Here is a 22,055-nt window from a genome sequence, read left to right as displayed (position 1 = left end):
TAATACTGAAGGCACCAGAGAGCCATGAGATTAAGCGCGCTTTTCTTCTTCTAAACGACTCTTTAAGTAGTCCAAGAAGAGTTGAGTTCGAGTGTGTTGGTAATCGAGCTTAGGGTAATACGCATAGACGGTAGCTTCATCAGCTGTGATGTCTGGAAGAATCGGCACTAAAGCCCCAGATCTCAGGTCTTCTTTTATCATCACGTTGTTTGATAGCAAGATGCCCATGCCCCGTTTTGCGCCGTGAAACAGAGCTTCTGGGTTTGTAGTGGCGAAGTTCCCTGAAAGACTGATGCGTTTCCCTCGGTTGGTCTTGATTTCTCTTACGGGCTTTTCGCCCCAAATCAAAACGTTATGTTGTGACAGCTCTTCAACACTTTGCGGTGTGCCATGCTTCTCTAGGTAACTTGGCGCCGCATAAAACTGTGCCTTGTGTTCGAACAGAGGGCTGGCTTTAAAGCTAAGCGAATTCAATTGTTCTAACTCTCGGCTGATGAACAAATCTAAACTGAGTTCAGGTATTTGACCGGGTAGGGTTGTAATCAATTGCAGCTTTATGTCTGGGTATTTTTCCAGAAAGTCATCAAGGTAATGCACCAAGAACTTAGAGCCAACGGCCAGCGTAGCGCCAATTTTGAGGAGCCCTGCAGGAGATTGGTTAACAGAACGAGTTTCGTCGAGTACGGACTGCCAAGAGTCGAGTTGCACTTTAGCGCGCTCGTAAAACAAAGCGCCTGCCTCGGTTTGGCTAATGGAGCGCGTCGTTCGTTTTAGTAATTGGACGCCGATCTTATCTTCCAACCACTGGATACGTTTGCTGATGGCGGAGCTGGTGGTATTGAGTTTACGTGCTGCTGCATTAAAACTGCCTTCTTCAACAACGCGAATGTAGCTATTAACACTCTGTATCCAGTCCATTCAATTCCATCCTCAGGGGAAATAATCCCTTTCCATTTTGGTTGATTATCATCTTTGAGTAACAAATATACACTGTCTGTCGTGAAACTGTCATGTTGTAAGGAGGGTATATTGCGTAAAACACCATTATTATTGGCGATGATGATCATCGCGACCGGTCAAGTAGGCGTCAGCATTTATCTTCCCTCTTTGCCTCTGATCAGTCATGACCTCGCTTTGCAACAGCATACCGTTCAAAACCTAGTGACTCTTTTCCTTGTTGGTTTCGGTGTTTCGCAGCTGTTTTATGGGCCTTTATCGGATGCCATTGGACGAAGACCGGTGTTTCTCTTGGGGCAGAGCGTCTACTTGATTGGTACGGTCATTTGTATTGTGTTTGCTGATCATATTGTTGCCCTTGAAGCCGGACGTTTGTTGCAGGGACTTGGGGCGGGTAGTGCCTCCGTGCTTGGACGCTCCGTCTTGCGTGATAGTTACGATGGGGCGCAGTTAACCAAAGCGCTTTCTTACATATCAGTCACAGCGTCCGTGATGCCGATAGTCGCTCCTTTGTTTGGTGGTTGGATTGCCTATCACATCAGTTGGCATGCGGTTTTTGTGTTCGTGCTTGTTTACCTGCTAGCTATTTTTACATTGGGCTTTGCTGTGTTACATGAAACACTGCCGTATCCCAAGCGACGCTTTGAACCAAAACGTGTAATGCTGAACTACCTTGAATTACTAACCAATAAACAAGTGATTGGCAGCGCAAGCTACAACTGGCTTAGCTACTTATCTGCTTTGGTTACCTTGTCTCTTTATCCATTTTTGATGCAACAAGAGCTTGGATTAACCGCTGCTGATTACGGAACACTAATGATCGTGCCTTCGGCTGGCTTATTGATGGGCAGTTTGGTGCTTAACTTCATCAACTCACGCTATAAAGAACAACAGATTTTACTGATGAGCTTTGTCATCGTCGCGGCTTCTGGCGTTATGTTACTTTGTTTGCCGTTTAACGTTGTGTCGTTATTGGTGGCGTTCACTTGCTTGAGCTTTGCACAAGGGATGTCTTTTCCTGTGTCAATTAGCCTCTTATTGTCTCCACACAAGCAGCAAGCGGGCGCTGTGTCTGCTTTGTCAGGATCTATCCAGATGTGTTTGGCAGGTTTGTTTGGTGGTTACCTCGTTGAAAGTTGGGTAACAACTCAACATCAATTAGGTGTGTTCTACGTTTTAGTCGCCGTTATCTCTTGCGTTGTTTTGCTGCTCGGGCAGTTTCGTACGCCTTCAAATGGCTTGGTTCAACCGGAACGTTCATAGTTAAATCTGGTTGCAAGCATTTAAGCTCCTCTCTAAAATGCGCAACCAATTATTGTGTCGTTACCTACACTTGGCTTATGGAAGTGAGCGTTCGACAACACCCGTTAATCGTTAGGTGAAATCATGCAACAAAACGAATTTGAAGCACTGCTAAAAGAAATCTGTCAAAAAGAAAACCTGCCTCAAGCGCTAGAGCTATTAAAAGCGTGTGAGGAAGAGGAAGTAGCGCAAGCGGCTGAATCACTGACTGGTCAATTTGGTCTTGCTGAAGTAGAAGGCGAAAAACGTATCTACCACATCACGATTCAAGCCGATGAATCAGGTGAAGAGAAAGAATTCGTTGAACATGTAATGAATGAAGGTGATCACCTGATCAAATTCGCAGCTTGGTTTTTTGAGACTTTCTTTGAAATCAAGCCAAAAGACACGTACAAAGCAGCAGGTAAAACGTACCAACAGCCTAAGCGTTAATTACCGTTCTGATTCGCTAGGATAAAAAATTCTGTAAGTAAATTACAAAATAATTGTGACCAATGTCTTGTTTTATGGTTTTTGTGGTGTAAAATTACAACATAAACCAGTCAATTACTTCTTAGGAGAAGGTCATGGGTTACGAACTTGGTGGTGTTTACTTTGGCCAAATGATTGCCAAAGATGCGATGCACAAAGCGCTTTACGGTAAAGCGAAGAAGAAAAAGCCTTCTATGTTTGCTCGCGTTATGAAAAAGCTAGCGAATTAATAAGAAAAGCCCCGACATCAGGTCGGGGCTTTTTGCATTCTAGGTATCGGTTTTTGAATTTGGAGCTTTAAGCTGTTTGGCTTGGGATCTCAACCACGTTATCTGGCACACTATCCAATCCCTTTTCCGCTAACCACTTTTCCAAGTTATCGGCGCCTCCGATGTACTGACCATCTAACCAAATTTGTGGGACAGTGACTGGTGTTTTCTCTCCGATGATCGCTTTTACTTCTGGGATCATGCGATAAAGTGCTGCACTGTCTTTTACAACGTCATGGTATTTGTATTCCACTCCCGCTTCATCAAGCAGCTTTTTGGCTTTTACACAGTAAGGGCAGGTCGCTTTACCATAAACGATGTTGCCTTGAAGTTGGTCTCGTTTGGTCCATTCAGCAATAACAGACTGGACAAGCACACCTCTGTTTAGCGCTTCCCCTTGGCTGACGACTTTGCCTTCAACAACTAGGATAGGGGCGTGCCAAGCACCAAGTTTCAACGGTTCCCACCAGTGAGACAACCAATCTTTCACTTCAAGCTCGACAGGTACGTCTGCTAATTCATTCTCAAACGTATCTGCAAGAATGTCTTTTGTTAGTGTGCATTCGCCACATGGGATGTTTACTTTAAACGGTCCCCAACTTCCCGCCCAACGATACAATGTAATTTTGATTGGCTGTGTCATAAGATGCTCCTCATTTCCTTTCCTGAAAATATAGAACCCAAAACCCAATTATTTCTTTCAAATTACTTTCTTTTTTTTGCTTCCCAATGAGTAATGAAAGCAATCGAGCCGATAATGATTGCGGCGCCAAGCCATAATCGACCAGGTGGAACCCAGTTAAACACTAACCAGCCAGCGAACACATTAAGCGGTAACTTTGCATGGTCAAAGGGTTGTACAAAAGATGCATCCGCTACGGCATAAGCTTTAACAACCGCCCACTGTGCAAGAGCAGTCAGTACACCTGCAGCAACCAAAATTCCCCAGATACTCCAACCTTCTGGCATTGCGAAAGTCGGAACGGCGAGCAAGATATTAAATGGTGTGATCAGTAGAAGCAGATAAACCACCATAGTGGAAGGTGGATCGTTCACTGATAGTTTCTTCACCATCACAGAATAAGAAGCCCAGAAAAACGCTGCGCCAACAGGAAGCAAGGTTGCCCATGTGAAGGAGTCTGACCATGGCTCAAGGATGATCATCGCGCCAATAAAGCCTGTTAGTGTCGCAATCCAACGAGCGATTCCCACTTTCTCTTTAAGAATCAGGCCTGAGCCAACGGTAGCAAAAAGAGGAGAGGTCATTAGCAACGCAATACCTTGCCAAATCGGAACGGGGTAAGCGAGCGCCCACAACCAAAGTTGAATACCAATAACCGCTAAGAAGATACGTAATGCGTGCCAACCAAAATGATTCGTGCGCAGAGATTGGCGGATACCTAAGGTTCGCAAGTAAGGCAAGATAGCGAAAAATGCGATGGCGTACTGGAAGAGTGCAAATGTGGTGGATGACACACCAAAGTGAATACTCGCAACTTGAGCAAAACTATTGACGATGGCGAATGCCAAACCTGCGGTAAGCATCCAAGATGCCCCTTGGACAGGATGATGATTCAATTGGATATTTCCGGTTTTAGAGAATTATCAGAATCATACGTCCTAATCTGTAGGTAGCCAATAAAAAAATGCCTCCCAGAGGGAGGCGACATTACCAATTCAAAGGACGTGCCTACCGAAGTAGGTACAAAGAACGAGAAGCACAAACGCTGCCATGCATTTGCTCGGTCTAAATATTGCAGCTAGCGTGCCAACTTTTAATTTATTGATTTTAAAGGGTTAGATCGGTATTGCTTAAGATAAACTAGAGGAAATGCACTAACTTCGGGATTTGGTGCATTAAAAGAGGGCAAGTTCTTTGTTAGTTAATGCGATCAAAAAAGCCGACACAATAGTGCCGGCCAAAAGACTCGCTATTAGGACAAGTTTTTATTAGAAGTCGTAACGTACGCCTAGACGTAGTGTGTCTTCGCCTTGAATCACTTTACCTTCTGCATCCTTCTCTTCGTCGAGTTGGTTCATGTAGTAAGAAAGGTAAGTACGGAAGTTGCTGTTAAGCTTGTAGTAACCAACTAGCTCAAAACCATCAAGAGCATCGTATTTTGCGCCACCATTTGGATCGTTTTCTTGGTATGTGTAAAGACCAACAACAGTGAACTTGCTTGCTAGTTTGTAGCTTGCTGCAATTTCGTAAGCGGTGAAGTCTTCAGAATCATCTAGTGCACCTTGTGAGTATGTACCTGCAAGGTAAAGGTTTTCTAGAGAGTAAGCGATGCCACCAAGAATTTGGTCTTCTGAGTTATCTTTATCTACATCGCCACCAGAGTAAGCAAGACCTAGGTCTAGACCCATTGGTAGAGAGTAAAGGCCAGAGATGCCGTATTTGTCTTGGCTGTCACCAGAGTTAGCTTGGTAAGTTGCTTGAACTTGTAGAGCATCAAATTCGCCACGGTAAGCGAATACGCTGTCTTGCTTATCAGAAGATGAATCAATAACTTGTTGAACACCTGAGAACTCAGTGATATCCGTCATATCAGAGATGATAACAGCAGCCATGTCTTGGCGACCTACCGAAAAATCACCTGCATCAGCACTCACACCAGCGTACATGTAACGGTTTTTAAACTCGCTTTTACCTGTTTTTTGTTCTGCTTCGTAAACACCAAAAGCTGAAAGACCGTTACCGATGTCTGTCTTACCTTTTAGGTTTAGACGTGCACGTGATGCATCTTCCATAGAGCCATCGATTTCAGCACCGTCTGAACCGATGAAGTCACCACGAAATTCAACACGACCACCAACTTTTAATTCAGTGCCGTCGTCTTTGTAAACTGTTGCTGCGAAAGATGGTGATGATACCAATGCTGTTAGAACTGCAGTAGTTAGTGCTGCCTTTTTCATTTTCTTATTACCCTAGTTGTAATCGATGAGCTTACTTGCTCGATTTGTGTCGATGACGCTTAAGGTAAACCGCGAAAATGAAAGATAGATTTCTGTTAAGTTATGATTCCATTGCATTTTTATTTCAAATGCATGAATGCTCTCCTATTCATGAAAATAAGAGGAAAGGGCTTTTTATCTTTTTTGATGTTTCTGTCTTACCTAATTGACAGTGTGTTTTTAAAAAAGTTCCTAATCATATTTCTTTACCCGAAATGTAACATTGGGTTTCTTAAATATTCGACTATCTGACCGTTTAACAATAACTTATGCTTGGTGTTTCTTCATGGATGTAACAAAATGTTTCTGTTTTTAGGTGTTGTTTTCCAAATTTGTGTATTGATTCGAGCTAAACGTTTGCCATTTTTCTTTTTTATTACATCTTTTCACTCTGCTCTTGGGAACTTCTGAAATACATTGATTAGCAGTTGTTAAGCAAAAGTGACGCGACATTGGTGGAAGAGATGCCCCAATCCACTTTTGTATAAGACTGACTTATAAACTAATGCATAAATACACGGATTTTATAATGAACAAAAAATTCCTAGCAGCAGCGATCGCAGCAGCAACATTTGGTACACAAGCAGTAGCAGTGGAGCTTTACAACAACGACGGCACTACTTTCTCTATCGGTGGTCACGTTTCAGTTAACCTAAACGGTTCTGAGCAAGGCGACACAGATGTAGGTACTAACTCTCCACGTATCAACTTCACAGCAACTCAAGACCTAGGCAACGGCTTCACAGCTGACGCTCGTGGTGAGTGGGCTCTAAACTACCTAGATGGCGGTGAAGAAACATTCACTACTCGTCTTGGCTACCTAGGCCTAACTCACGACGTATACGGCCGTGCAGTTGGTGGTACTCAATGGGCACCTTACTACGACGTAGCTGGTGTTGCTGATATGCCAATCGCGTTTGCGAACGACTTTATCTACGATGACCACGGTAACCTAGGTACTGGTCGTGCGGACAAGATGCTTTCTTACCGCAATGCAATCGAGCTAGGTGAAGCTGGTGCAATCAACTTCGGTCTAGGTTGGCAAGGTTCTAAAGACGAGTTCGCTCGTGACGAGAACAACCAAATTGTTGGCGGCGCAGACTACGATGATCGTCTACAAGTAGCTCTTTCATACTCAATCATGGGTGCGAAAATCGGTTACACGTACAACGGTGGCGATATCAACCAAGGTCTACGTTCAGAGTCAGCTGAATCTCACCTAGTATCTGCGGCATACGGTTCATACGGTCAAGGCCTATACGTTGCAGCAGTATACGGTTCAAACGAAAACATGAACTTCGGCACAAACGGCGCTCGCCTTGTAGAAAGTGATGCGTACGAAGCGCTACTAGCATACGCTCTACCAAGCAGCCTAAACCTAAGCATCAACTACGAAATGGTTGAAGGTAAGGTAAACTCTGGCGATAAGACTGAAACTGCACGTGAAGAGATGGCTGTTCAAGCTGAATACAACTTCACTTCTAAGTTTGTTGGTTACGCTGGTTACCAGTTCGACCTAAACGATGCTAACGATCGTAAAACAGACGACAAATGGGCACTTGGTGCTCGTTACTACCTATAATAGTAACCTGTCCTAGTTACTATAAAAGCCAGCTTCGTGCTGGCTTTTTTCATATCTGTTGTTTGATAAACCAGAGAGTTTCGTCTTGAAGAGTGCGAGAGCAAAACGGGCTGAATGTCTTGTTTTTAACATTCCAGAGCGGGAACTAGTGTGGGCAACTCAAGCAGTTAGATTATCATGTGCGTTTTGTTTTGCAGGGAAGAGCAATGAGCGTCGTTCAGGTTGAAGAGAAGAAAGTCAAAGTTGGTAAAGTTCTGTGTGTTGGACGTAACTACGTTGAGCATATTCAAGAGCTTAATAATGCCATGCCAGAACAAATGGTCGTGTTTAATAAACCGGCGACTTCCGTTTCAACCAAACTCACCTCATTTCATCAAGAGCCTTTGCATTACGAAGCAGAAATCTGTTTTCTGATCAAAAATGGTCAATACAGTGCGGTTGGGCTCGGCTTAGATCTGACCAAACGCGGCTTACAATCTACCCTCAAAGAAAAAGGACTACCGTGGGAGCGTGCCAAAGCGTTTGACGGCTCAGCGGTATTCAGTCGATTCCACTCTCTTCAAGGTGTCGATATAGACGATCTCAACTTAGAGCTTTTGATTAACTGTGTTCATGTTCAAAAAGGACACGTTAAACAGATGCTTTATCCTCCAATAAATATTCTCGATGAACTGAAGAGTTATACAACACTAGAAGATGGCGATGTCGTGATGACAGGCACACCAAAGGGCGTGGGAGAAGTGCATCAAGGCGATGTCTTCCTTGGGCGCTTGAAGTGCGGAGACATCACCTTGTTAGAGATTGAGTGGGTAGCTACTTAGTCGTGAGCTTACAACCAAATTCGAAGCAATAAGAACGCGACCATACTTACTATGGTGGTGAGCAAGACATTCTTGGTGAGGTACGCAATCGCAGCGGCTAATAGAGCAGCCAATAGAAATGGATTTTGCCATGTGACGCTCAGTTCACCCTCTGGCATAAACACAATTGGAGCCCAAATTGCGGTGAGTACTGCAGGGCTTGCGTAGCTCAATACTTTCTGAGTTCTTACCCCCAACCTGAGTGGTAATTTTGGTTCTAAGAACAGATAACGGCTGGTGAACACCAAGGCTGTCATGGCTAAGATAGACAAAAAGATCATTGGCGTTCCTCCGATTTACTCTCAAGGTTTGGTGTTTTCGTCGTGAGCTGTTCCACTAAATAGCCTGTCAGCATGGCGAGAATACTCGCGAACATCAAGCTTCCTTCCACTTGGTAATAGTTCAGTGCTACTGAGCTAACTAATGCCACTAAAACACTGCATAACACGGGAATGTTTTTTATCGTTGGCACCACAATCGCGATAAAGGTGGCAGCAACGGCAAATTCCAATCCGAGCTCATTCAATTCAGGTATCAAACTGCCGGCGACGATGCCAGCAAGCGTTGCGAAGTTCCAAAATAAGTAGAAGCTTAATCCTGCTCCTAGGGCGTACCATCGATCAAATTGTTTATCGGATTGGTGCCCGACGATGGCAAACAGCTCATCAGTGAGTAAAAAGCCAAGTGAAAGACGCCACTTTAATGGCAATGGCGAAATTTTACTGCGCATTGAAACGCTATAAAGAAAATGGCGAGAGGTAATAAAAAAGGTAGTCAGCAACATAGTCGTCAAGCCAGCGCCTGCTTTAATCATCCCCATAGCCACGAGCTGTGCGGAGCCTGCAAACAGAATGGCGGAAAGCGCCTGACCTTCCAAAGGGTGTAAGCCAGTATCAATGGCAAATGAGCCGGCTAGTAATCCCCAAGGCAATACAGCAATGCTCAATGGCATCATTGCGATGGTGCCTTGTAAAAAGAGTGAGGATTTTGAGTCTTGATGAGTTGGCAAAGTAGTATCCATAACTTCAACTTAAATAGAAAAACATGCTGTTAAGGTAGGCTGACCTCAGCACGCTGCCTTGTACAAAATTGCTAACAATGCTTGATGTACTGCCCAGGCGTTACGCCCATGGCTTTTTTAAAGTGACGATGCAAATGGCTTTGATCGTGAAAGCCACACTCTTGAGCAACGTCGGAAATCTTTTGTCCTAGCTTGAGCAGTTTTTTCGCCATTCTGAGCCTCTGTTGAATCTGAAATGCGTGCGGTGGGAAACCAAACTGCTTTTGAAACTCACGCAACAAATGAAAAGGACTTAATCCCGCTAATTTCGCTAGTTCTTCTAAAGAGACATCGGCTTGAGGAAAGTCTTCAAGAAACTCTTTGACCAGATGTACTTGCTTTTGCGCTTTGGTTGCATCTTGAAGAGGAGCTCGATGTGTACTGTGCTTGCTGGCAAGTTTGACCAACGTACCGTAGACAAGTGTCTCTCTTAATAGGCGGTTATCGGACTTCTCTAGAGTATCGAACACCAACCGCAGTTGGTTTGCGAGCTCTGGATCGTAAACGACAGGTTGGGGGAAGTAGGGCTGCGCGACATTGGGGGCGCCAAGTTCTTCCCCAAGCGTTTGAAACTGCTCTGGTACAGGATACATGGCTTTGTATTCCCAACCGCCTTCTGACGCTGAATGACCATTATGCACCTCGTCGGCGTTTACAAGAATGATACTGTCTTGCGGTGCGATGTGGTTGCCGCCAGTACGAAAGAACTGTTGCGCGCCTTTTTCAATCACACCTATGGTGTAGCCTTCATGGCTATGACGAGAGAAATTCTGTTTTTCGTACTTTGCGTCGAGCAGCTCCAAGCCACCGAGCTCTTGAGCAATCTTAAAAGTCGCGATTTCCTTATTCTTTTCTTTCATCTTGTTCCGAACTGCGCAAGCATTAATCGTGGCATCACATCATTTGGAGTCTACCGGATCCATCCTGCTTATTTTTGTACAAAATTGCTATCGGTATTAAAAATAAACACCAAAAAGGTTAATTGTTTTTAAATTGAACATTAAACCTTTTCTATTTTCTGAATTTTACTCCTTGGTTAGATATTTGGTCTGGTTGTTATCTATTCGTTGGTATAAGATCCGCCGCCTGTTTTAGAAAGCCAGTTCCACCATGATCGATTTATCTGTACTCCCTGTTTATCTCACTGCTGTTGTTGCACTTCTTTTGTTACCTGGGCCTGACATGTTGCTGATTGCCAGTTCTAGCATGAGCTATGGTAAGAAAGTTGGTCTGTTTGCGAGCTTGGGCAACGCGACATCCGGTGTGATCTTAACCTTATTGGCCGCAATGGGCGTGTCAACCTTGATTGCAATGAGCCCAATCGCATTAAAAGTGCTTCATCTACTGGGGGGCGCGTACTTGCTAAAAATGGGCTGGGACTGTCTACGAGCGGATGTATCTGCTGCCCCAGAACTTGACCAAAAAAACAAAATGGCATCGACTTACTATCAACGCGCTTTGATGAGTAACCTGCTGAACCCGAAAGCCTTGGTGTTCTTCGTGATGTTTTTACCTCAGTTCGTCTCTAGCAACATTACCGCATCGTCGGGTGAGCAAATGCTCGCACTTGGTTTGCTGCTGAACGTATTAGGTTTGCTATTCAATATCTTGCTGGTTGCCTTGGCGGGGACATTGGGTAAAGGATTATTGGAAAACGATAAATTCCGCATGTACCAAGGTAAACTGATGGGCTTGGTGTTCGTTATTCTTGCGGTATGGATGCTCAGTAGCTTCGCGATGTAGTGTGTAGGAACAATCAGATTTTTGAACGAAAGCCAGCACTCGCTGGCTTTTTGTTTTAGTATCACTCTGATTTCCAAGGAGTGGCAGTATGAAACTTGAATTTAAACTCAACCCAGAACAAAACGATCTCGATTTTATCCGTGATGGCATCCGAGCATATAACCGCATGCATTTACCGGATGGTGATGTAAATGCCATTGGCTGTTTTGCCCGTAATGACGAGGGCAAAGTGATTGGTGGACTCACGGGAGAGATGTTCAATAACACCGTGTTCGTTGAATATCTTTGGGTAGATGCAGAGGCACGCACTTCGGGATTGGGAAGCAAACTGATTTCTCTACTGGAAGAACAAGTGAAACCGCGTGGAGTAACGCATTTGTACCTCGATACTTATAGCTTTCAAGCACTCGATTTTTACTTGAAATTGGGTTTTGAAAAAGTAGGACAGTATTCAGGTTACCCAGCAGCAGGCATTGATAAACATTTCCTGCAAAAACAGATTGCTTGATTTGGTTTGAATTAAACAAAAAAAGAGGCGCTCGATGCGCCTCTCTTACTATTTGTGATTTGTTATTTTCTGTTGTCACAGAATCGATGTATCAAACCCGAATTACAAGCTTTGTTGATGTGCTTCGATCAATGCGTTCATCTTCGCTTCTGCTGCTTGGTTAGCTTGCGCGTAATTCATCTCTGCTGGGAAGTCGCTGATCACTTCGTAGTAACACTTCAACTTCGGTTCAGTACCTGAAGGGCGAACAATCACGCGTGATTTGTCTTCTAGGTGGTAAACCAATACGTCACTTGCAGGCAAGTCAATCTCTTCTGTTGGACCATCGGTCACAAAGCGAAGTGATGATTTCAGATCTTCGATGACTTCGATACGTTTACCCGCGATCTCTGTCGGTGGGTTTGCGCGAAGCTTGTCACCGATTGGTGGTGATTTAGGGTCAAGCGCAATGCTGCGTTGCGCGTTGAAGTAGAAACCGTGTTGGCGGTACAATTCTTCTAACTTATCCCACAGCGTTTTGCCTTGTGCTTTCAATTTACCTGTCAATTGAGAGAAAGCGACCAGCGCTGACAGGCCATCTTTATCCCAAACCTTATTGCCAACGGTGTAGCCTAGTGCTTCTTCGTAAGCAAACAGGAACGGATTCGCTTCTGTCTCTTGAGTCATTGCTACGTTGGTTAGCCATTTAAAGCCAGTTAACGTTTGGTAGTATTCTGCGCCGTGTGCTTTCGCAATGCTGCTCAATAGTCGAGAAGATACAATAGTATTACCAACAAGCGCGTTTGGTTGAGCTTGCAGTAAGTAATCACCAAACAATGAGCCCACTTGGTCACCCGTTAGCATCTGGTATTCGCCATCTGGACGTTTTACCGCCACAGCAAAACGGTCTGCATCAGGATCGTTCGCGCAAGCAATGTCGGCATCGACAGATTTACCTAGCGCCATCACCATGTCCATTGCACCTGCTTCTTCCGGGTTCGGGAAGTTTACGGTAGGGAACGTGCCGTCCGGTTCGCGCTGTTCTGGAACACTTGCCACTTTTTTAAAGCCAGCGTCTGCGAGCAACGTTTCTGCCATGTCCGCACCGACACCGTGCATTGCCGTGTAAACAATCGAGATATCTGTGTTGCTGTCCGGTGTTAACAGGGCATTGTCGTTCATTGTTTTTCGGTATGTTTGGTAGTACTCGTCTTCTAGCCAAACTAACAAACCTTTTTCTTTCGCATCGTCCAGTGACATTAGAGGAAGTGGTTTTGTTGTTGCTTCATCGATTTTTGCAGCAATACCAGAATCGTGCGGTGGAATGATTTGCGCGCCATTTTCCCAGTACACTTTAAAGCCATTGTACTCAGGAGGGTTGTGACTGGCGGTAACGACTACAGCAGCTGCTGCATTTAACTCACGAACACCAAAAGCAACAATTGGTGTTGCCGCTACTTTATAGGTTAGGTAAACCTTGATGCCCAAAGCAGTAAGTACGGAAGCTGTATCGTGCGCGAACTGTTTAGAATCAGGGCGGCCATCGTAACCAATAACGACACCGCGAGACGATGCTTCTTTCACTTGTTCAATCAGATAGTGACCGAGACCAGTTGCTGTTTCTTGAATCACCAAACGGTTCATGCGATTTGGACCAGCACCAACTTTACCGCGCAGACCCGCCGTACCAAATGCTAAGCGTGAGCCGAATCGATCTGTCAGTTCTTGTTCGTTATTCGCATCGACTAGGTGCTGAAGCTCTTCACGAGTTTTTGGGTCAGGATCTCGTGCTAGCCATTGAGTAATTTGTGTTGTCATATTCATCTTTCCTTAGCAGGGGGAGCCTACTTGTTTAGACACTTTTATCAGGAAAGTGTCCCAATGTTTTCTTTTTATTAATCTAAATGGTTCTCAATTACATTTCAAAGAGGGCAATCGATAAACCGAATTTATTTTTCTCTCTGTACAGAATTTATTCACATTTTATTTCTTGAAGAACTATTGAACTATAACTAGCCTTTTAACATAAATATAACAAAGTGCATTGAAATCGTAGTTTTTGTGATTTTTTGTAAATTTGTTCGATATTTGCATCGGGAAACAAGGAAGCTCGCGCAAGCGCAGCGGCTGAGCAGAGGAGAGATCTTTTGAAAAGATTAGCGACTACTCTAGCCTTATTAACGAATGTGATTTTTATCACATTTTCTTCGTACAGTTGGTCAGAGCAAAACGATTACAACATGACGAGAGGTGTCACAGGGATCAGTGAGCAAGTGTATGAATTACATATGCTGATCTTCTACATCTGTTGTGCCATCGCCTTTGTGGTGTTTGGTGTGATGTTCTATTCCATCTTCCGACACCGCAAGTCAAAAGGGGCAGTTGCGGCAAATTTCCATGAAAGTACCAAAGTGGAGATTATCTGGACCATCATTCCCGTCATTATCCTCATTGCCATGGCGATTCCTGCAACAAAAACGTTGGTGGCGATGGAGGATACCAGTCAATCTGACCTCACTGTGAAGATCACGGGCTCCCAATGGAAGTGGCACTACAGTTACTTCGGTGAGGACGTCGAATTCTTCAGCCTACTTGCTACCAGCCAGAAAGAAATTGATGGCATCGAAGCGAAAGGGGCGCACTACTTACTCGAAGTGGACAACCCGCTCGTTCTGCCAATCAACCGTAAAGTTCGTTTCTTAATGACGTCTGATGACGTAATCCATTCTTGGTGGGTGCCTGATTTCGCAGTTAAGAAAGATACGATTCCAGGCTTTATCAATGAAGCTTGGACCAAGATTGACGAACCAGGTGTGTATCGCGGTCAGTGTGCAGAGCTTTGTGGTCGAGCACATGGTTTCATGCCGATTGTCGTTCATGCGATGGCGGAAGACGATTTCGACCAATGGATGGCAGACAAGAAACAAGAAATTGCATTACAAAAAGCGGCTGCACAAGAAGCATTAACACAAGACCTTTCAATGGAAGACTTGATGGGACAAGGCGAGTCGATTTACACCGCGCGTTGTGCCGTGTGTCATCAAGCTAATGGTGAAGGTATTCCGGGCGCATTCCCAGCGATTAAAGGCAGCGAAATAGCTAAAGGCCCGGTTATGGCTCACATCGATGTATTAGTAAACGGTCGTGCAGGGACAGCGATGCAAGCTTTTGCTAACCAACTTAGCGACCAAGAAATTGCTGCTGTTATTACCTATCAACGAAATGCTTGGGGAAATGACACCGGCGATACCGTTCAAGCATCTGATGTTAACGCCTTTAAGGCACAAGAAAGTGCCAAGGAGGAAATATGAGTAAGCCAATTGAAAAAGCGGTGAAGTCTGCTCCTGCAGAAGCGCAAACTACCGCAAACACCACCATTGCGATTGAAGACGACCACGATCATCATCACGCACCAAAAGGGCTAACGCGTTGGCTTTATTCCACCAGTCATAAAGACATCGGTACGCTTTATTTATGGTTTAGTTTTGCCATGTTCCTCACTGGCGGTGCGATGGCGATGATCATTCGCGCTGAGTTGTTCCAACCGGGTTTGCAATTGGTTGACCCTCAGTTCTTCAACCAAATGACGACCGTGCATGGTTTGGTGATGGTATTTGGTGCCGTCATGCCTGCGTTTACCGGCTTAGCTAACTGGATGATCCCAATGATGATTGGCGCTCCAGATATGGCGTTACCACGAATGAACAACTTGAGCTTTTGGATCTTACCTTTTGCTTTCCTCATTTTGATCGGCTCTTTGTTCTTACCGGGTGGTGGTCCTGATTTCGGGTGGACTTTCTACGCGCCTCTTTCTACAACCTACGGTCCTGACAGTACGGCGTTGTTTGTTTTCTCAGTCCATATCATGGGCATCAGTTCCATCATGGGTGCTATTAACGTCATAGTGACTATTGTAAACATGCGTGCACCGGGCATGACATGGTTCAAGCTGCCAATGTTTGTTTGGACTTGGCTAATCACGGCATTCTTGCTGATAGCTGTGATGCCCGTATTAGCTGGTGCGGTGACCATGGTATTGACCGACAAATACTTCGGTACCAGCTTCTTTGATGCCGCTGGTGGCGGTGACCCGGTGATGTTCCAACACATCTTCTGGTTCTTTGGTCACCCAGAGGTGTACATCATGATCTTGCCTTCGTTTGGTATTGTTTCGGCAATCATCCCTGCGTTTAGCGGCAAGAAACTGTTTGGTTACCATTCGATGGTTTACGCTACCTGTAGTATTGCGCTGCTTTCATTCCTAGTGTGGGCGCATCATATGTTCACCACGGGTATGCCAGTATTCGCCGAACTCTTCTTTATGTATTGCACCATGCTGATTGCGGTACCAACTGGGGTAAAGGTGTTTAACTGGGTGGCGACCATGTGGCGAGGTGCCATGACGTTCGAGACACCGATGTTATTTGCCATCGCCTTTATTGTCTTATTCACAATAGGCGGTTTCTCAGGCTTGATGCTGGCAATTGTGCCTGCGGACTTCCAATACCACGACACGTACTTTGTTGTTGCGCATTTCCATTATGTCTTGGTCTCTGGTGCGGTGTTCTCGATTATGGCGGCAGCATATTACTGGCTACCGAAGTGGACGGGCAATATGTATGACCACAAGCTGAGTCTGTGGCATTTCTGGTGTTCCATCATCTCGGTTAATGTACTGTTCTTCCCAATGCATTTCTTGGGCTTAGCTGGGATGCCACGACGCATTCCCGATTACGCCATCCAGTTTGCTGACATAAACCAAATCGTATCGATAGGTGGCTTTGCCTTTGGTCTCTCTCAACTGATCTTCTTGTGGCTAGTGATTAAATGCATCCGTGGTGGTGAAAAAGCACCAGCCAAGCCATGGGAGAGGGCGGAAGGTCTAGAGTGGACAGTGCCAAGTCCAGCGCCACACCACACGTTCACAACGCCGCCAAAAGTCGATTAAGAAAAGAGTGAGGTGAGCGAGATGCAAAGTAATTCATCAAATAAGAAACTCACTATCAAGTTGCTGTTAGCGACAGCAATGATGTTTGGCTTCGGTTTTGCCCTTGTACCGCTCTACGACATTATGTGCGATGCATTGGGTATTAACGGTAAAACCAGTGAGGTCGCAGCGATTCAACCAACAGGCATGCAAGCGGATATCAGCAGAACGATTCGTGTGGAATTTATGGCGCACGTCAGTCCAGACATGCCTTGGGAATTCAAACCAAAAGTTGTATCCATGGATGTTCATCCTGGCGAAGTGATTCAAACGGAGTATCTTGCTTTTAATCAAAGCGGTGAAGATTTAGTAGGACAAGCTGTGCCCTCCGTATCGCCGGGTACTGGTGCGGCTTACTTCAATAAGATCGAGTGTTTTTGCTTTAATCAACAACCATTGGAAGGTAAGCAACAAGCGAGTATGCCTTTGATTTTCTACATTGAGCCGGACGTGCCGGATTCAATTCATACAATGACCTTGTCTTACACACTCTACAAATTTCCTCCTCAATCGGGCGAGTCTTCGACAGCTAGCCTCTCAGGGAGTGAGAAACAGACCTTAACGCCTCAAACCAAAGCGCGTCTGTAAGGAGAGAACTCATGAGTAACAAGCCTGACACCTATTATGTTCCCGCACAAAGCAGCTGGCCTATTGTAGGGGCATTTGCGTTATTCCTTGTCGCTGTCGGTGCTGGAATGACCGTTCAAGGCACTCAAAGTGACGGTCCGGTTGGGACGCTAGGAGGCATTATTCTTGCGGTTGGTATGCTGTTTTTGCTTTACATGTTGGCCGGGTGGTTCAGCAACGTTATCACCGAATCCCTTACCGGAAAATACAGCGCGCAAATCACCCGTTCATTTCGACAAGGCATGAGCTGGTTCATCTTTTCAGAAATCATGTTCTTTGGTGCGTTCTTTGGTGCTCTGTTCTACGCAAGAATGATTTCCGTGCCTTGGTTAGGTGGCGCAGATAACAATGTCATGACTCATGAAGTGTTGTGGCCAGCTTTCGAGGCGATATGGCCGCTCACTACCACGCCGGGTGGTGATACGACCCAAGCAATGCCATGGCAAGGCATTCCATTAACCAATACGATTTTGCTGCTATTGTCTTCGATTACGTTACATATGGCACACATTAGCTTAGAACAAGATAAGCGAACTGCGCTGATTGTTTGGTTGGAGATCACCATCGTCTTAGCGGGTTTCTTCCTCTATTACCAAGCGGTCGAGTATGCGCACGCCTATCAAGATATTGGTCTGACACTGCAATCGGGCGTTTATGGCAATACCTTCTTTATGCTCACGGGCTTCCATGGTTTGCACGTTTGCCTTGGTACCATCTTCCTCATCGTATTGCTATTCCGCATCGCCAAGGACCACTTTTCACCAAAAAACCATTTTGCGTTCCAAGCGGGCAGCTGGTATTGGCACTTTGTAGATGTGGTTTGGCTGTGTTTATTTGTTTTTGTTTATGTCCTGTAAAACTAGTAAGGACGAGGGTTAGGGGCGATCCATCCTGCCCCTAGAGCAATCAGAAGGAGTATCACGACTAACGCAGAAAACATGACACGACGACCAAGGTAATGGCTCATTGGTTTGCTTTTTTTCGATGAGTCCTCTGGGTCTTCGCGAACCATTTCGATAAGCGCTTTTGCGAGGTTAAAGATGATGAAAAGCAGCAAAAGGACAAGCGTTAATTTGAACAGAAATACGGTGGACATAGCACCTCCGGTTTCGTTTTTGATGTTATCGAAATGGGTTTGGATTGCTGTTTGTTTAACTGTGGTCGTGTTTTCTCTATTGGTCAAACTGGGCTTTTGGCAGCTCGAACGTGGTAACGAAAAGCAGCTTTTAGAACAAGCTATTTTGGCAAGAGCGAATGCACCTTATCAGGATATACGCACTGTACTGGAGAACAATGATTGGCGTGAGGAGAGTGTGATTGGCATTAAGGTGAAAGCCAATGTGACTCCGGAGGCACTTCCGGTCATCCTTTTAGATAACCAGACGTATGAAGGGGCAGTGGGGTATTTAGCGTTCCAAGTCGTTTCCTTGACCCAAGACCCAACCACATTGACCCTCCTGGAGTTAGGGTTTGTGAAAGGGGGAACTTCACGCTCTGTGTTACCCAATGTGAAAACTTTACAAGCCCCTTACGAGGTTACTGGGCGTTTATATCGTAAATCTATGAACCCTTTGAGTTCTGACTTAATGGCAGAAGTTGGAGATACGATACGCGTGCAAAACCTCAACATCAATCAACTGAGCCAGTTACTCAATGTCGAATTAATGCCAACCGTTGTTCAGCCAGATAATTTAGTCCGATGGCCGTACTTTTTCCCATGGAATCCTTTGCCATTAACCAGTGCTAAGCATTTTGGTTACTCCTTTCAATGGTTTGCTATGGCAGGTGTATTTCTGCTCATCACTGTGATGATCTTCATTCGATGGTTCAAAAGTTCACGCTCACAAGGAGGTGAGAAATGACAAATGCAGTCACGAAAGGACGAATTGTACTGTTGTCGCTCATTGTTCTTTTTGCTCTCCCGGCCGTTATTGCCAAAGTGGTGCTTAGTCAAGGTTGGTACGAAACAGGTGTTACCAATCGAGGTGAGCTGGTGGAGCCCTATACCACATTTGAACAATTGGGGCAGACATCACCTCTGAGTGAAAAAGGGTGGCAACTGGCTTATGTGTTGCCTTCTGATTGCCAAGAACAGTGTCAGCAACAACTTCACCTCATGCAGCAGAGTCATATTGCGTTGGGCAAGTACCAAGAGCGAGTAGTCCCAGTTATTTGGACATCAAAGCAGTCAGCAAGTACGAGCGAAACGATGATGGTGATGCAAATGAATGATTCGCTGTCGGAAAAAGTACAAGCAGGCCAAATGCTGATCGTTGATCCGTTAGGACAGCTTGTGATGGCGTATACACCGGAAGCCAACGAGGATTTGGTGCAACTAAGTAAAGACGTTTTGGCGGATCTACGAAAACTATTGAAGCTATCACGTGTAGGTTAGGGAGAGAGTGATATGGCGTTAAAACGTTTAGTTAAGTTCTGTCTTTGTCTTACCCTCGTCGTCATTATGCTGGGCGCATACACACGCCTCGCTGATGCAGGTTTAGGGTGCCCAGATTGGCCTGGATGTTACGGCCAGTTACTGGTTCCTCAAACCGATGCTGAAGTTTCTCGAGCGAATGCATTATTTCCAGAACGAGCAGTGGAACAGGGAAAGGCTTGGCTGGAGATGATTCATCGTTATTTCGCGGGCACTTTGGGGCTCGTGATTTTGATGATGGCGATTGTTGCCGTTAGGGCTGAACGTGTCGATGCGACGATTCCGATTTTACTCTGCGTCTTAGTTATTGGTCAGGCAGCATTGGGGATGTGGACCGTGACTTTAAAACTCATGCCAGTGATTGTTATGCTGCACCTACTGGGCGGATTTACATTACTTGCTCTCCAAGCGGTGTTCTATTGCCAGATAAAGTCTCAGAACAGCCTCTACTTTTCGCCATCTTCCAAAAACGTAAGAACCTTTTCCTTGATCGCGTTTGGTGTAGTGTTAACACAGGTCTTGCTTGGTGGTTGGACATCATCCAACTACGCCGCTCTTATGTGCACCGCTTTACCTATTTGTGAGGGGAACTGGACCAGTTACTTATCTTGGAAAGAGGCGTTTTCTTTCTGGCAATCAGGGTTTGATAACTATGAGTTTGGTGTTCTAGATTACCCAGCACGAATGACAATTCATGTCAGCCATCGTATTGGTGCCATCATTACCGCATGTGTTGTGTTGATTTACTGCGTATTACTATTAAAACAAGACTCACACCATTCTCAACGTTTGGGTGTATGGATTGGTTTAGCTTTGGTTTGCCAAATCCTATTGGGCGTAAGCAATGTTGTGTTCCGACTTCCTATCTATGTGGCAGTCGCGCACAATTTAGGCGCAGCGGTCATGCTTTCACTTATCTGTGTTAGTCAGTTCTACCTATGGCAGGGTAAAGCTCGTTGGAGTCATCAAGCGAAAGGAGTTCGCTATGAGTAAAGAAATCGCATTACCTCTAGAAAGTGGTAAGAAGAAGCTCGGTTCAACTTATCTAAAACTAACAAAGCCCAAAGTCGTCGCGCTTATGTTGATTACCGCCATTGTCGGAATGAGCTTAGCGCCGGTGGCCAGTTTTCCTTGGCTACAAGCGGCGATTGGCCTTATCGGAATTGGCTTAATGGCTGGCTCCGCGGCAGCGTTTAATCACCTCATCGATCGCCGAATTGATGCGAGAATGGCCCGAACTCACAAGCGTCCTCTGCCTTCTGGTGACACGAATCCGTTATCAGTCGCGTTGTTTGCTGTTACGTTAGGTGTTGTTGGTTTCCTACTTCTGTATGCACTGGTTAATCCGTTAACAGCTTGGATGACGTTTTTAAGCTTGCTCGGTTACGCGGTGGTTTACACCATGTATCTTAAACGAGCGACCCCACAAAACATTGTAATTGCCGGAATTGCAGGTGCGATGCCGCCACTTTTAGGATGGACTGCAGTGACAGGAGAGTTACACGCCCATGCTTGGCTTTTGGTGATGATTATCTTTATATGGACGCCACCTCATTTCTGGGCATTGGCGATTCATCGTGTTGAAGATTATCGAAAAGTGGATATTCCAATGCTCCCGGTCACTCACGGTATTGAGTACACCAAAACTTCGATTCTTCTGTACACAGTTCTACTCACGCTCGTTTGTATTCTGCCTGTGCTGGTGGGGATGGTCGGTTCGGTTTATCTTTTCTCTTCTTTGCTTCTTAATATTGGTTTTATGTATCACGCGTGGAAATTGAAGTTCTCACCTGAACAAAACAGCGCTATGGAAACATTCAAATTCTCCATTTATCACTTACTTGCCTTGTTTGTTGCTTTGTTGGCAGACCATTATCTTGGTTTGCTCTTTTCGCTATAGATGCTCTCTTCTTTGTTTCGCCAAACCGCACTGATCAGGTGTGGTTTTTTGTTGGTCTTTATATCTAACCATTTTGTTGTGTAACTGCTTAGTGGTGCGACCCCAACCGTTTGATAAATACTTTTTGAGCGCTTGTGCCAATAGCTGAGGATTTATGAATCACGCTTTAGTAAGTAACGGGAGAGAGGAGGAGAGCTCATGAAGAAGTGCCACACGGCTTCCGTTTAACCCCGTCAAGTCTTGCTGAACAAATCCTTAATCTATGGGCTTAAACTGTCGTCTTTAATGTAAGAGCTCGAACCAGAAGTGTTATGACGGAGCAAATAAGAAGTTTGATTTAGATAGTGGTCTAGTTAAGAGAAGCCTAGCGGCAAATGGTACTGAAGTGAACAAATAAGAGGCAAACAAAAAGGGATGC

The 22,055-nt window shown here is 45.1% G+C and carries 24 protein-coding genes; 15 read left to right on the top strand and 9 right to left on the bottom strand.

Annotated elements, in window-relative coordinates; translation table 11 throughout:
• Nucleotides 1-30: 30 nt before the first annotated feature.
• Nucleotides 31-918: a LysR family transcriptional regulator gene (locus ATB78_RS00185; protein WP_020194793.1), complete on the bottom strand. Its 888-nt coding sequence runs from the start codon at nucleotides 916-918 to the stop codon at nucleotides 31-33.
• 111 nt (nucleotides 919-1,029) lie between these two features.
• Here ATB78_RS00185 and ATB78_RS00180 point away from each other — a divergent pair, with 111 nt between their 5' ends.
• The 3 genes from ATB78_RS00180 to ATB78_RS30235 all read left to right on the top strand — a co-directional run bounded on the left by ATB78_RS00180 (nucleotide 1,030) and on the right by ATB78_RS30235 (nucleotide 2,960).
• Nucleotides 1,030-2,220 carry a multidrug effflux MFS transporter gene (locus ATB78_RS00180; protein ID WP_045414640.1) on the top strand — a complete coding sequence of 397 codons (1,191 nt, stop codon included), beginning with the start codon at nucleotides 1,030-1,032 and terminating at the stop codon, nucleotides 2,218-2,220.
• A 123-nt stretch (nucleotides 2,221-2,343) separates the two neighbouring features.
• A complete protein-coding gene (locus tag ATB78_RS00175; protein ID WP_061007457.1) occupies nucleotides 2,344-2,691 on the top strand; it encodes a hypothetical protein in 348 nt (115 codons plus the stop codon).
• A gap of 134 nt (nucleotides 2,692-2,825) precedes the next feature.
• Nucleotides 2,826-2,960 (top strand): hypothetical protein, encoded by a 135-nt coding sequence (locus ATB78_RS30235; protein WP_009706169.1) that lies wholly within the window; start codon nucleotides 2,826-2,828, stop codon nucleotides 2,958-2,960.
• A 67-nt stretch (nucleotides 2,961-3,027) separates the two neighbouring features.
• Here the strand turns inward: ATB78_RS30235 and ATB78_RS00170 are convergent, their stop codons facing one another.
• From ATB78_RS00170 to ATB78_RS00160, 3 genes are all read right to left on the bottom strand, one after another.
• Nucleotides 3,028-3,642 carry a glutaredoxin gene (locus ATB78_RS00170; protein ID WP_005435560.1) on the bottom strand — a complete coding sequence of 205 codons (615 nt, stop codon included), beginning with the start codon at nucleotides 3,640-3,642 and terminating at the stop codon, nucleotides 3,028-3,030.
• Nucleotides 3,643-3,704: 62 nt separating this feature from the next.
• Entirely contained in the window at nucleotides 3,705-4,544 is an 840-nt protein-coding gene (locus ATB78_RS00165; protein WP_061007456.1) for a DMT family transporter, read from the bottom strand.
• Nucleotides 4,545-4,949: 405 nt separating this feature from the next.
• Entirely contained in the window at nucleotides 4,950-5,918 is a 969-nt protein-coding gene (locus tag ATB78_RS00160; protein WP_005435562.1) for a porin, read from the bottom strand.
• 568 nt (nucleotides 5,919-6,486) lie between these two features.
• On the opposite strand from ATB78_RS00160, the gene ATB78_RS00155 reads away from it, so the two are divergent.
• Both ATB78_RS00155 and ATB78_RS00150 read left to right on the top strand, forming a co-directional pair.
• The gene (locus ATB78_RS00155; RefSeq protein WP_061007455.1) at nucleotides 6,487-7,539 is read left to right on the top strand and encodes a porin; all 1,053 of its coding nucleotides are present in this window, start codon (nucleotides 6,487-6,489) and stop codon (nucleotides 7,537-7,539) included.
• A 206-nt stretch (nucleotides 7,540-7,745) separates the two neighbouring features.
• Nucleotides 7,746-8,360, top strand: a complete 615-nt coding sequence (locus tag ATB78_RS00150) for a fumarylacetoacetate hydrolase family protein (RefSeq protein ID WP_061007454.1) — start codon at nucleotides 7,746-7,748, stop codon at nucleotides 8,358-8,360.
• Nucleotides 8,361-8,368: 8 nt separating this feature from the next.
• Here ATB78_RS00150 and ATB78_RS00145 read toward each other — a convergent pair whose 3' ends face one another.
• The 3 genes from ATB78_RS00145 to ATB78_RS00135 form a co-directional block, all read right to left on the bottom strand.
• Nucleotides 8,369-8,680 (bottom strand): AzlD domain-containing protein, encoded by a 312-nt coding sequence (locus tag ATB78_RS00145; RefSeq protein WP_005435565.1) that lies wholly within the window; start codon nucleotides 8,678-8,680, stop codon nucleotides 8,369-8,371.
• Nucleotides 8,677-9,420, bottom strand: coding sequence for an AzlC family ABC transporter permease (locus ATB78_RS00140; RefSeq protein ID WP_061007453.1), 744 nt, complete (start codon nucleotides 9,418-9,420; stop codon nucleotides 8,677-8,679). The genes ATB78_RS00145 and ATB78_RS00140 overlap by 4 nt, the downstream gene beginning before the upstream one ends.
• A gap of 71 nt (nucleotides 9,421-9,491) precedes the next feature.
• Entirely contained in the window at nucleotides 9,492-10,319 is an 828-nt protein-coding gene (locus ATB78_RS00135; RefSeq protein ID WP_009706163.1) for an AraC family transcriptional regulator, read from the bottom strand.
• Between the two features lie 250 nt (nucleotides 10,320-10,569).
• Here ATB78_RS00135 and ATB78_RS00130 point away from each other — a divergent pair, with 250 nt between their 5' ends.
• Nucleotides 10,570-11,202, top strand: coding sequence for a LysE family translocator (locus ATB78_RS00130; protein ID WP_020194801.1), 633 nt, complete (start codon nucleotides 10,570-10,572; stop codon nucleotides 11,200-11,202).
• A gap of 88 nt (nucleotides 11,203-11,290) precedes the next feature.
• Entirely contained in the window at nucleotides 11,291-11,710 is a 420-nt protein-coding gene (locus tag ATB78_RS00125) for a GNAT family N-acetyltransferase (RefSeq protein WP_045419111.1), read from the top strand.
• Between the two features lie 102 nt (nucleotides 11,711-11,812).
• Here the strand turns inward: ATB78_RS00125 and ATB78_RS00120 are convergent, their stop codons facing one another.
• Nucleotides 11,813-13,507, bottom strand: coding sequence for a phospho-sugar mutase (locus ATB78_RS00120; protein ID WP_061007452.1), 1,695 nt, complete (start codon nucleotides 13,505-13,507; stop codon nucleotides 11,813-11,815).
• Between the two features lie 329 nt (nucleotides 13,508-13,836).
• On the opposite strand from ATB78_RS00120, the gene coxB reads away from it, so the two are divergent.
• Genes coxB through ATB78_RS00100 form a run of 4 tightly spaced genes read left to right on the top strand, consistent with a single transcriptional unit; the run spans nucleotide 13,837 to nucleotide 18,160 of the window.
• The gene (gene coxB / locus ATB78_RS00115; RefSeq protein ID WP_061007451.1) at nucleotides 13,837-15,000 is read left to right on the top strand and encodes a cytochrome c oxidase subunit II; all 1,164 of its coding nucleotides are present in this window, start codon (nucleotides 13,837-13,839) and stop codon (nucleotides 14,998-15,000) included.
• Complete coding sequence (gene ctaD / locus ATB78_RS00110; protein WP_061007450.1) at nucleotides 14,997-16,637, top strand: cytochrome c oxidase subunit I; 1,641 nt, start codon at nucleotides 14,997-14,999, stop codon at nucleotides 16,635-16,637. The genes coxB and ctaD overlap by 4 nt, the downstream gene beginning before the upstream one ends.
• Nucleotides 16,638-16,658: 21 nt before the next feature.
• Complete coding sequence (locus ATB78_RS00105; RefSeq protein ID WP_061007449.1) at nucleotides 16,659-17,264, top strand: cytochrome c oxidase assembly protein; 606 nt, start codon at nucleotides 16,659-16,661, stop codon at nucleotides 17,262-17,264.
• Nucleotides 17,265-17,275: 11 nt separating this feature from the next.
• Nucleotides 17,276-18,160: a cytochrome c oxidase subunit 3 gene (locus tag ATB78_RS00100; RefSeq protein ID WP_061007448.1), complete on the top strand. Its 885-nt coding sequence runs from the start codon at nucleotides 17,276-17,278 to the stop codon at nucleotides 18,158-18,160.
• 2 nt (nucleotides 18,161-18,162) lie between these two features.
• Here the strand turns inward: ATB78_RS00100 and ATB78_RS00095 are convergent, their stop codons facing one another.
• A complete protein-coding gene (locus tag ATB78_RS00095) occupies nucleotides 18,163-18,399 on the bottom strand; it encodes a DUF2909 family protein (protein WP_039841456.1) in 237 nt (78 codons plus the stop codon).
• Between ATB78_RS00095 and ATB78_RS00090 the strand changes: the two genes are divergently transcribed.
• Genes ATB78_RS00090 through cyoE form a run of 4 tightly spaced genes read left to right on the top strand, consistent with a single transcriptional unit; the run spans nucleotide 18,398 to nucleotide 21,637 of the window.
• Entirely contained in the window at nucleotides 18,398-19,165 is a 768-nt protein-coding gene (locus ATB78_RS00090) for an SURF1 family protein (RefSeq protein WP_061007724.1), read from the top strand. The genes ATB78_RS00095 and ATB78_RS00090 overlap by 2 nt on opposite strands.
• On the top strand, nucleotides 19,162-19,698 hold the full coding sequence (locus tag ATB78_RS00085) for a hypothetical protein (RefSeq protein WP_061007447.1): 537 nt from the start codon (nucleotides 19,162-19,164) through the stop codon (nucleotides 19,696-19,698). Before ATB78_RS00090 ends, ATB78_RS00085 begins: the two co-directional genes overlap by 4 nt.
• Nucleotides 19,699-19,710: 12 nt before the next feature.
• Nucleotides 19,711-20,730 (top strand): COX15/CtaA family protein, encoded by a 1,020-nt coding sequence (locus ATB78_RS00080; RefSeq protein WP_061007446.1) that lies wholly within the window; start codon nucleotides 19,711-19,713, stop codon nucleotides 20,728-20,730.
• Nucleotides 20,723-21,637, top strand: a complete 915-nt coding sequence (gene cyoE, locus ATB78_RS00075) for a heme o synthase (RefSeq protein WP_061007445.1) — start codon at nucleotides 20,723-20,725, stop codon at nucleotides 21,635-21,637. Before ATB78_RS00080 ends, cyoE begins: the two co-directional genes overlap by 8 nt.
• Nucleotides 21,638-22,055: the final 418 nt, after the last annotated feature.

This window comes from Vibrio sp. CUB2 (genome assembly GCF_001557945.1).
Lineage (GTDB): Bacteria > Pseudomonadota > Gammaproteobacteria > Enterobacterales > Vibrionaceae > Vibrio > Vibrio owensii.
The sequence above is the reverse complement of the archived record's forward strand: the minus strand, read 5'-3'. Positions and strand labels throughout refer to the sequence as shown.

Coding starts and splice junctions, on each gene's coding strand:
- ATB78_RS00155 (WP_061007455.1), top strand. CDS start 6,487: ATGAACAAAAAATTCCTAGCAGCAGCGATCGCAGCAGCAACATTTGGT.
- ATB78_RS00095 (WP_039841456.1), bottom strand. CDS start 18,399: ATGTCCACCGTATTTCTGTTCAAATTAACGCTTGTCCTTTTGCTGCTT.
- ATB78_RS00175 (WP_061007457.1), top strand. CDS start 2,344: ATGCAACAAAACGAATTTGAAGCACTGCTAAAAGAAATCTGTCAAAAA.
- ATB78_RS00135 (WP_009706163.1), bottom strand. CDS start 10,319: ATGAAAGAAAAGAATAAGGAAATCGCGACTTTTAAGATTGCTCAAGAG.
- ATB78_RS00170 (WP_005435560.1), bottom strand. CDS start 3,642: ATGACACAGCCAATCAAAATTACATTGTATCGTTGGGCGGGAAGTTGG.
- ATB78_RS00120 (WP_061007452.1), bottom strand. CDS start 13,507: ATGACAACACAAATTACTCAATGGCTAGCACGAGATCCTGACCCAAAA.
- ATB78_RS00165 (WP_061007456.1), bottom strand. CDS start 4,544: ATGCTTACCGCAGGTTTGGCATTCGCCATCGTCAATAGTTTTGCTCAA.
- ATB78_RS00160 (WP_005435562.1), bottom strand. CDS start 5,918: ATGAAAAAGGCAGCACTAACTACTGCAGTTCTAACAGCATTGGTATCA.
- ATB78_RS00105 (WP_061007449.1), top strand. CDS start 16,659: ATGCAAAGTAATTCATCAAATAAGAAACTCACTATCAAGTTGCTGTTA.
- ATB78_RS00080 (WP_061007446.1), top strand. CDS start 19,711: ATGGCGTTAAAACGTTTAGTTAAGTTCTGTCTTTGTCTTACCCTCGTC.
- ATB78_RS00085 (WP_061007447.1), top strand. CDS start 19,162: ATGACAAATGCAGTCACGAAAGGACGAATTGTACTGTTGTCGCTCATT.
- cyoE (WP_061007445.1), top strand. CDS start 20,723: ATGAGTAAAGAAATCGCATTACCTCTAGAAAGTGGTAAGAAGAAGCTC.
- ATB78_RS30235 (WP_009706169.1), top strand. CDS start 2,826: ATGGGTTACGAACTTGGTGGTGTTTACTTTGGCCAAATGATTGCCAAA.
- ATB78_RS00150 (WP_061007454.1), top strand. CDS start 7,746: ATGAGCGTCGTTCAGGTTGAAGAGAAGAAAGTCAAAGTTGGTAAAGTT.
- ATB78_RS00185 (WP_020194793.1), bottom strand. CDS start 918: ATGGACTGGATACAGAGTGTTAATAGCTACATTCGCGTTGTTGAAGAA.
- ATB78_RS00140 (WP_061007453.1), bottom strand. CDS start 9,420: ATGGATACTACTTTGCCAACTCATCAAGACTCAAAATCCTCACTCTTT.
- ATB78_RS00145 (WP_005435565.1), bottom strand. CDS start 8,680: ATGATCTTTTTGTCTATCTTAGCCATGACAGCCTTGGTGTTCACCAGC.
- ATB78_RS00100 (WP_061007448.1), top strand. CDS start 17,276: ATGAGTAACAAGCCTGACACCTATTATGTTCCCGCACAAAGCAGCTGG.
- ATB78_RS00125 (WP_045419111.1), top strand. CDS start 11,291: ATGAAACTTGAATTTAAACTCAACCCAGAACAAAACGATCTCGATTTT.
- ctaD (WP_061007450.1), top strand. CDS start 14,997: ATGAGTAAGCCAATTGAAAAAGCGGTGAAGTCTGCTCCTGCAGAAGCG.
- ATB78_RS00130 (WP_020194801.1), top strand. CDS start 10,570: ATGATCGATTTATCTGTACTCCCTGTTTATCTCACTGCTGTTGTTGCA.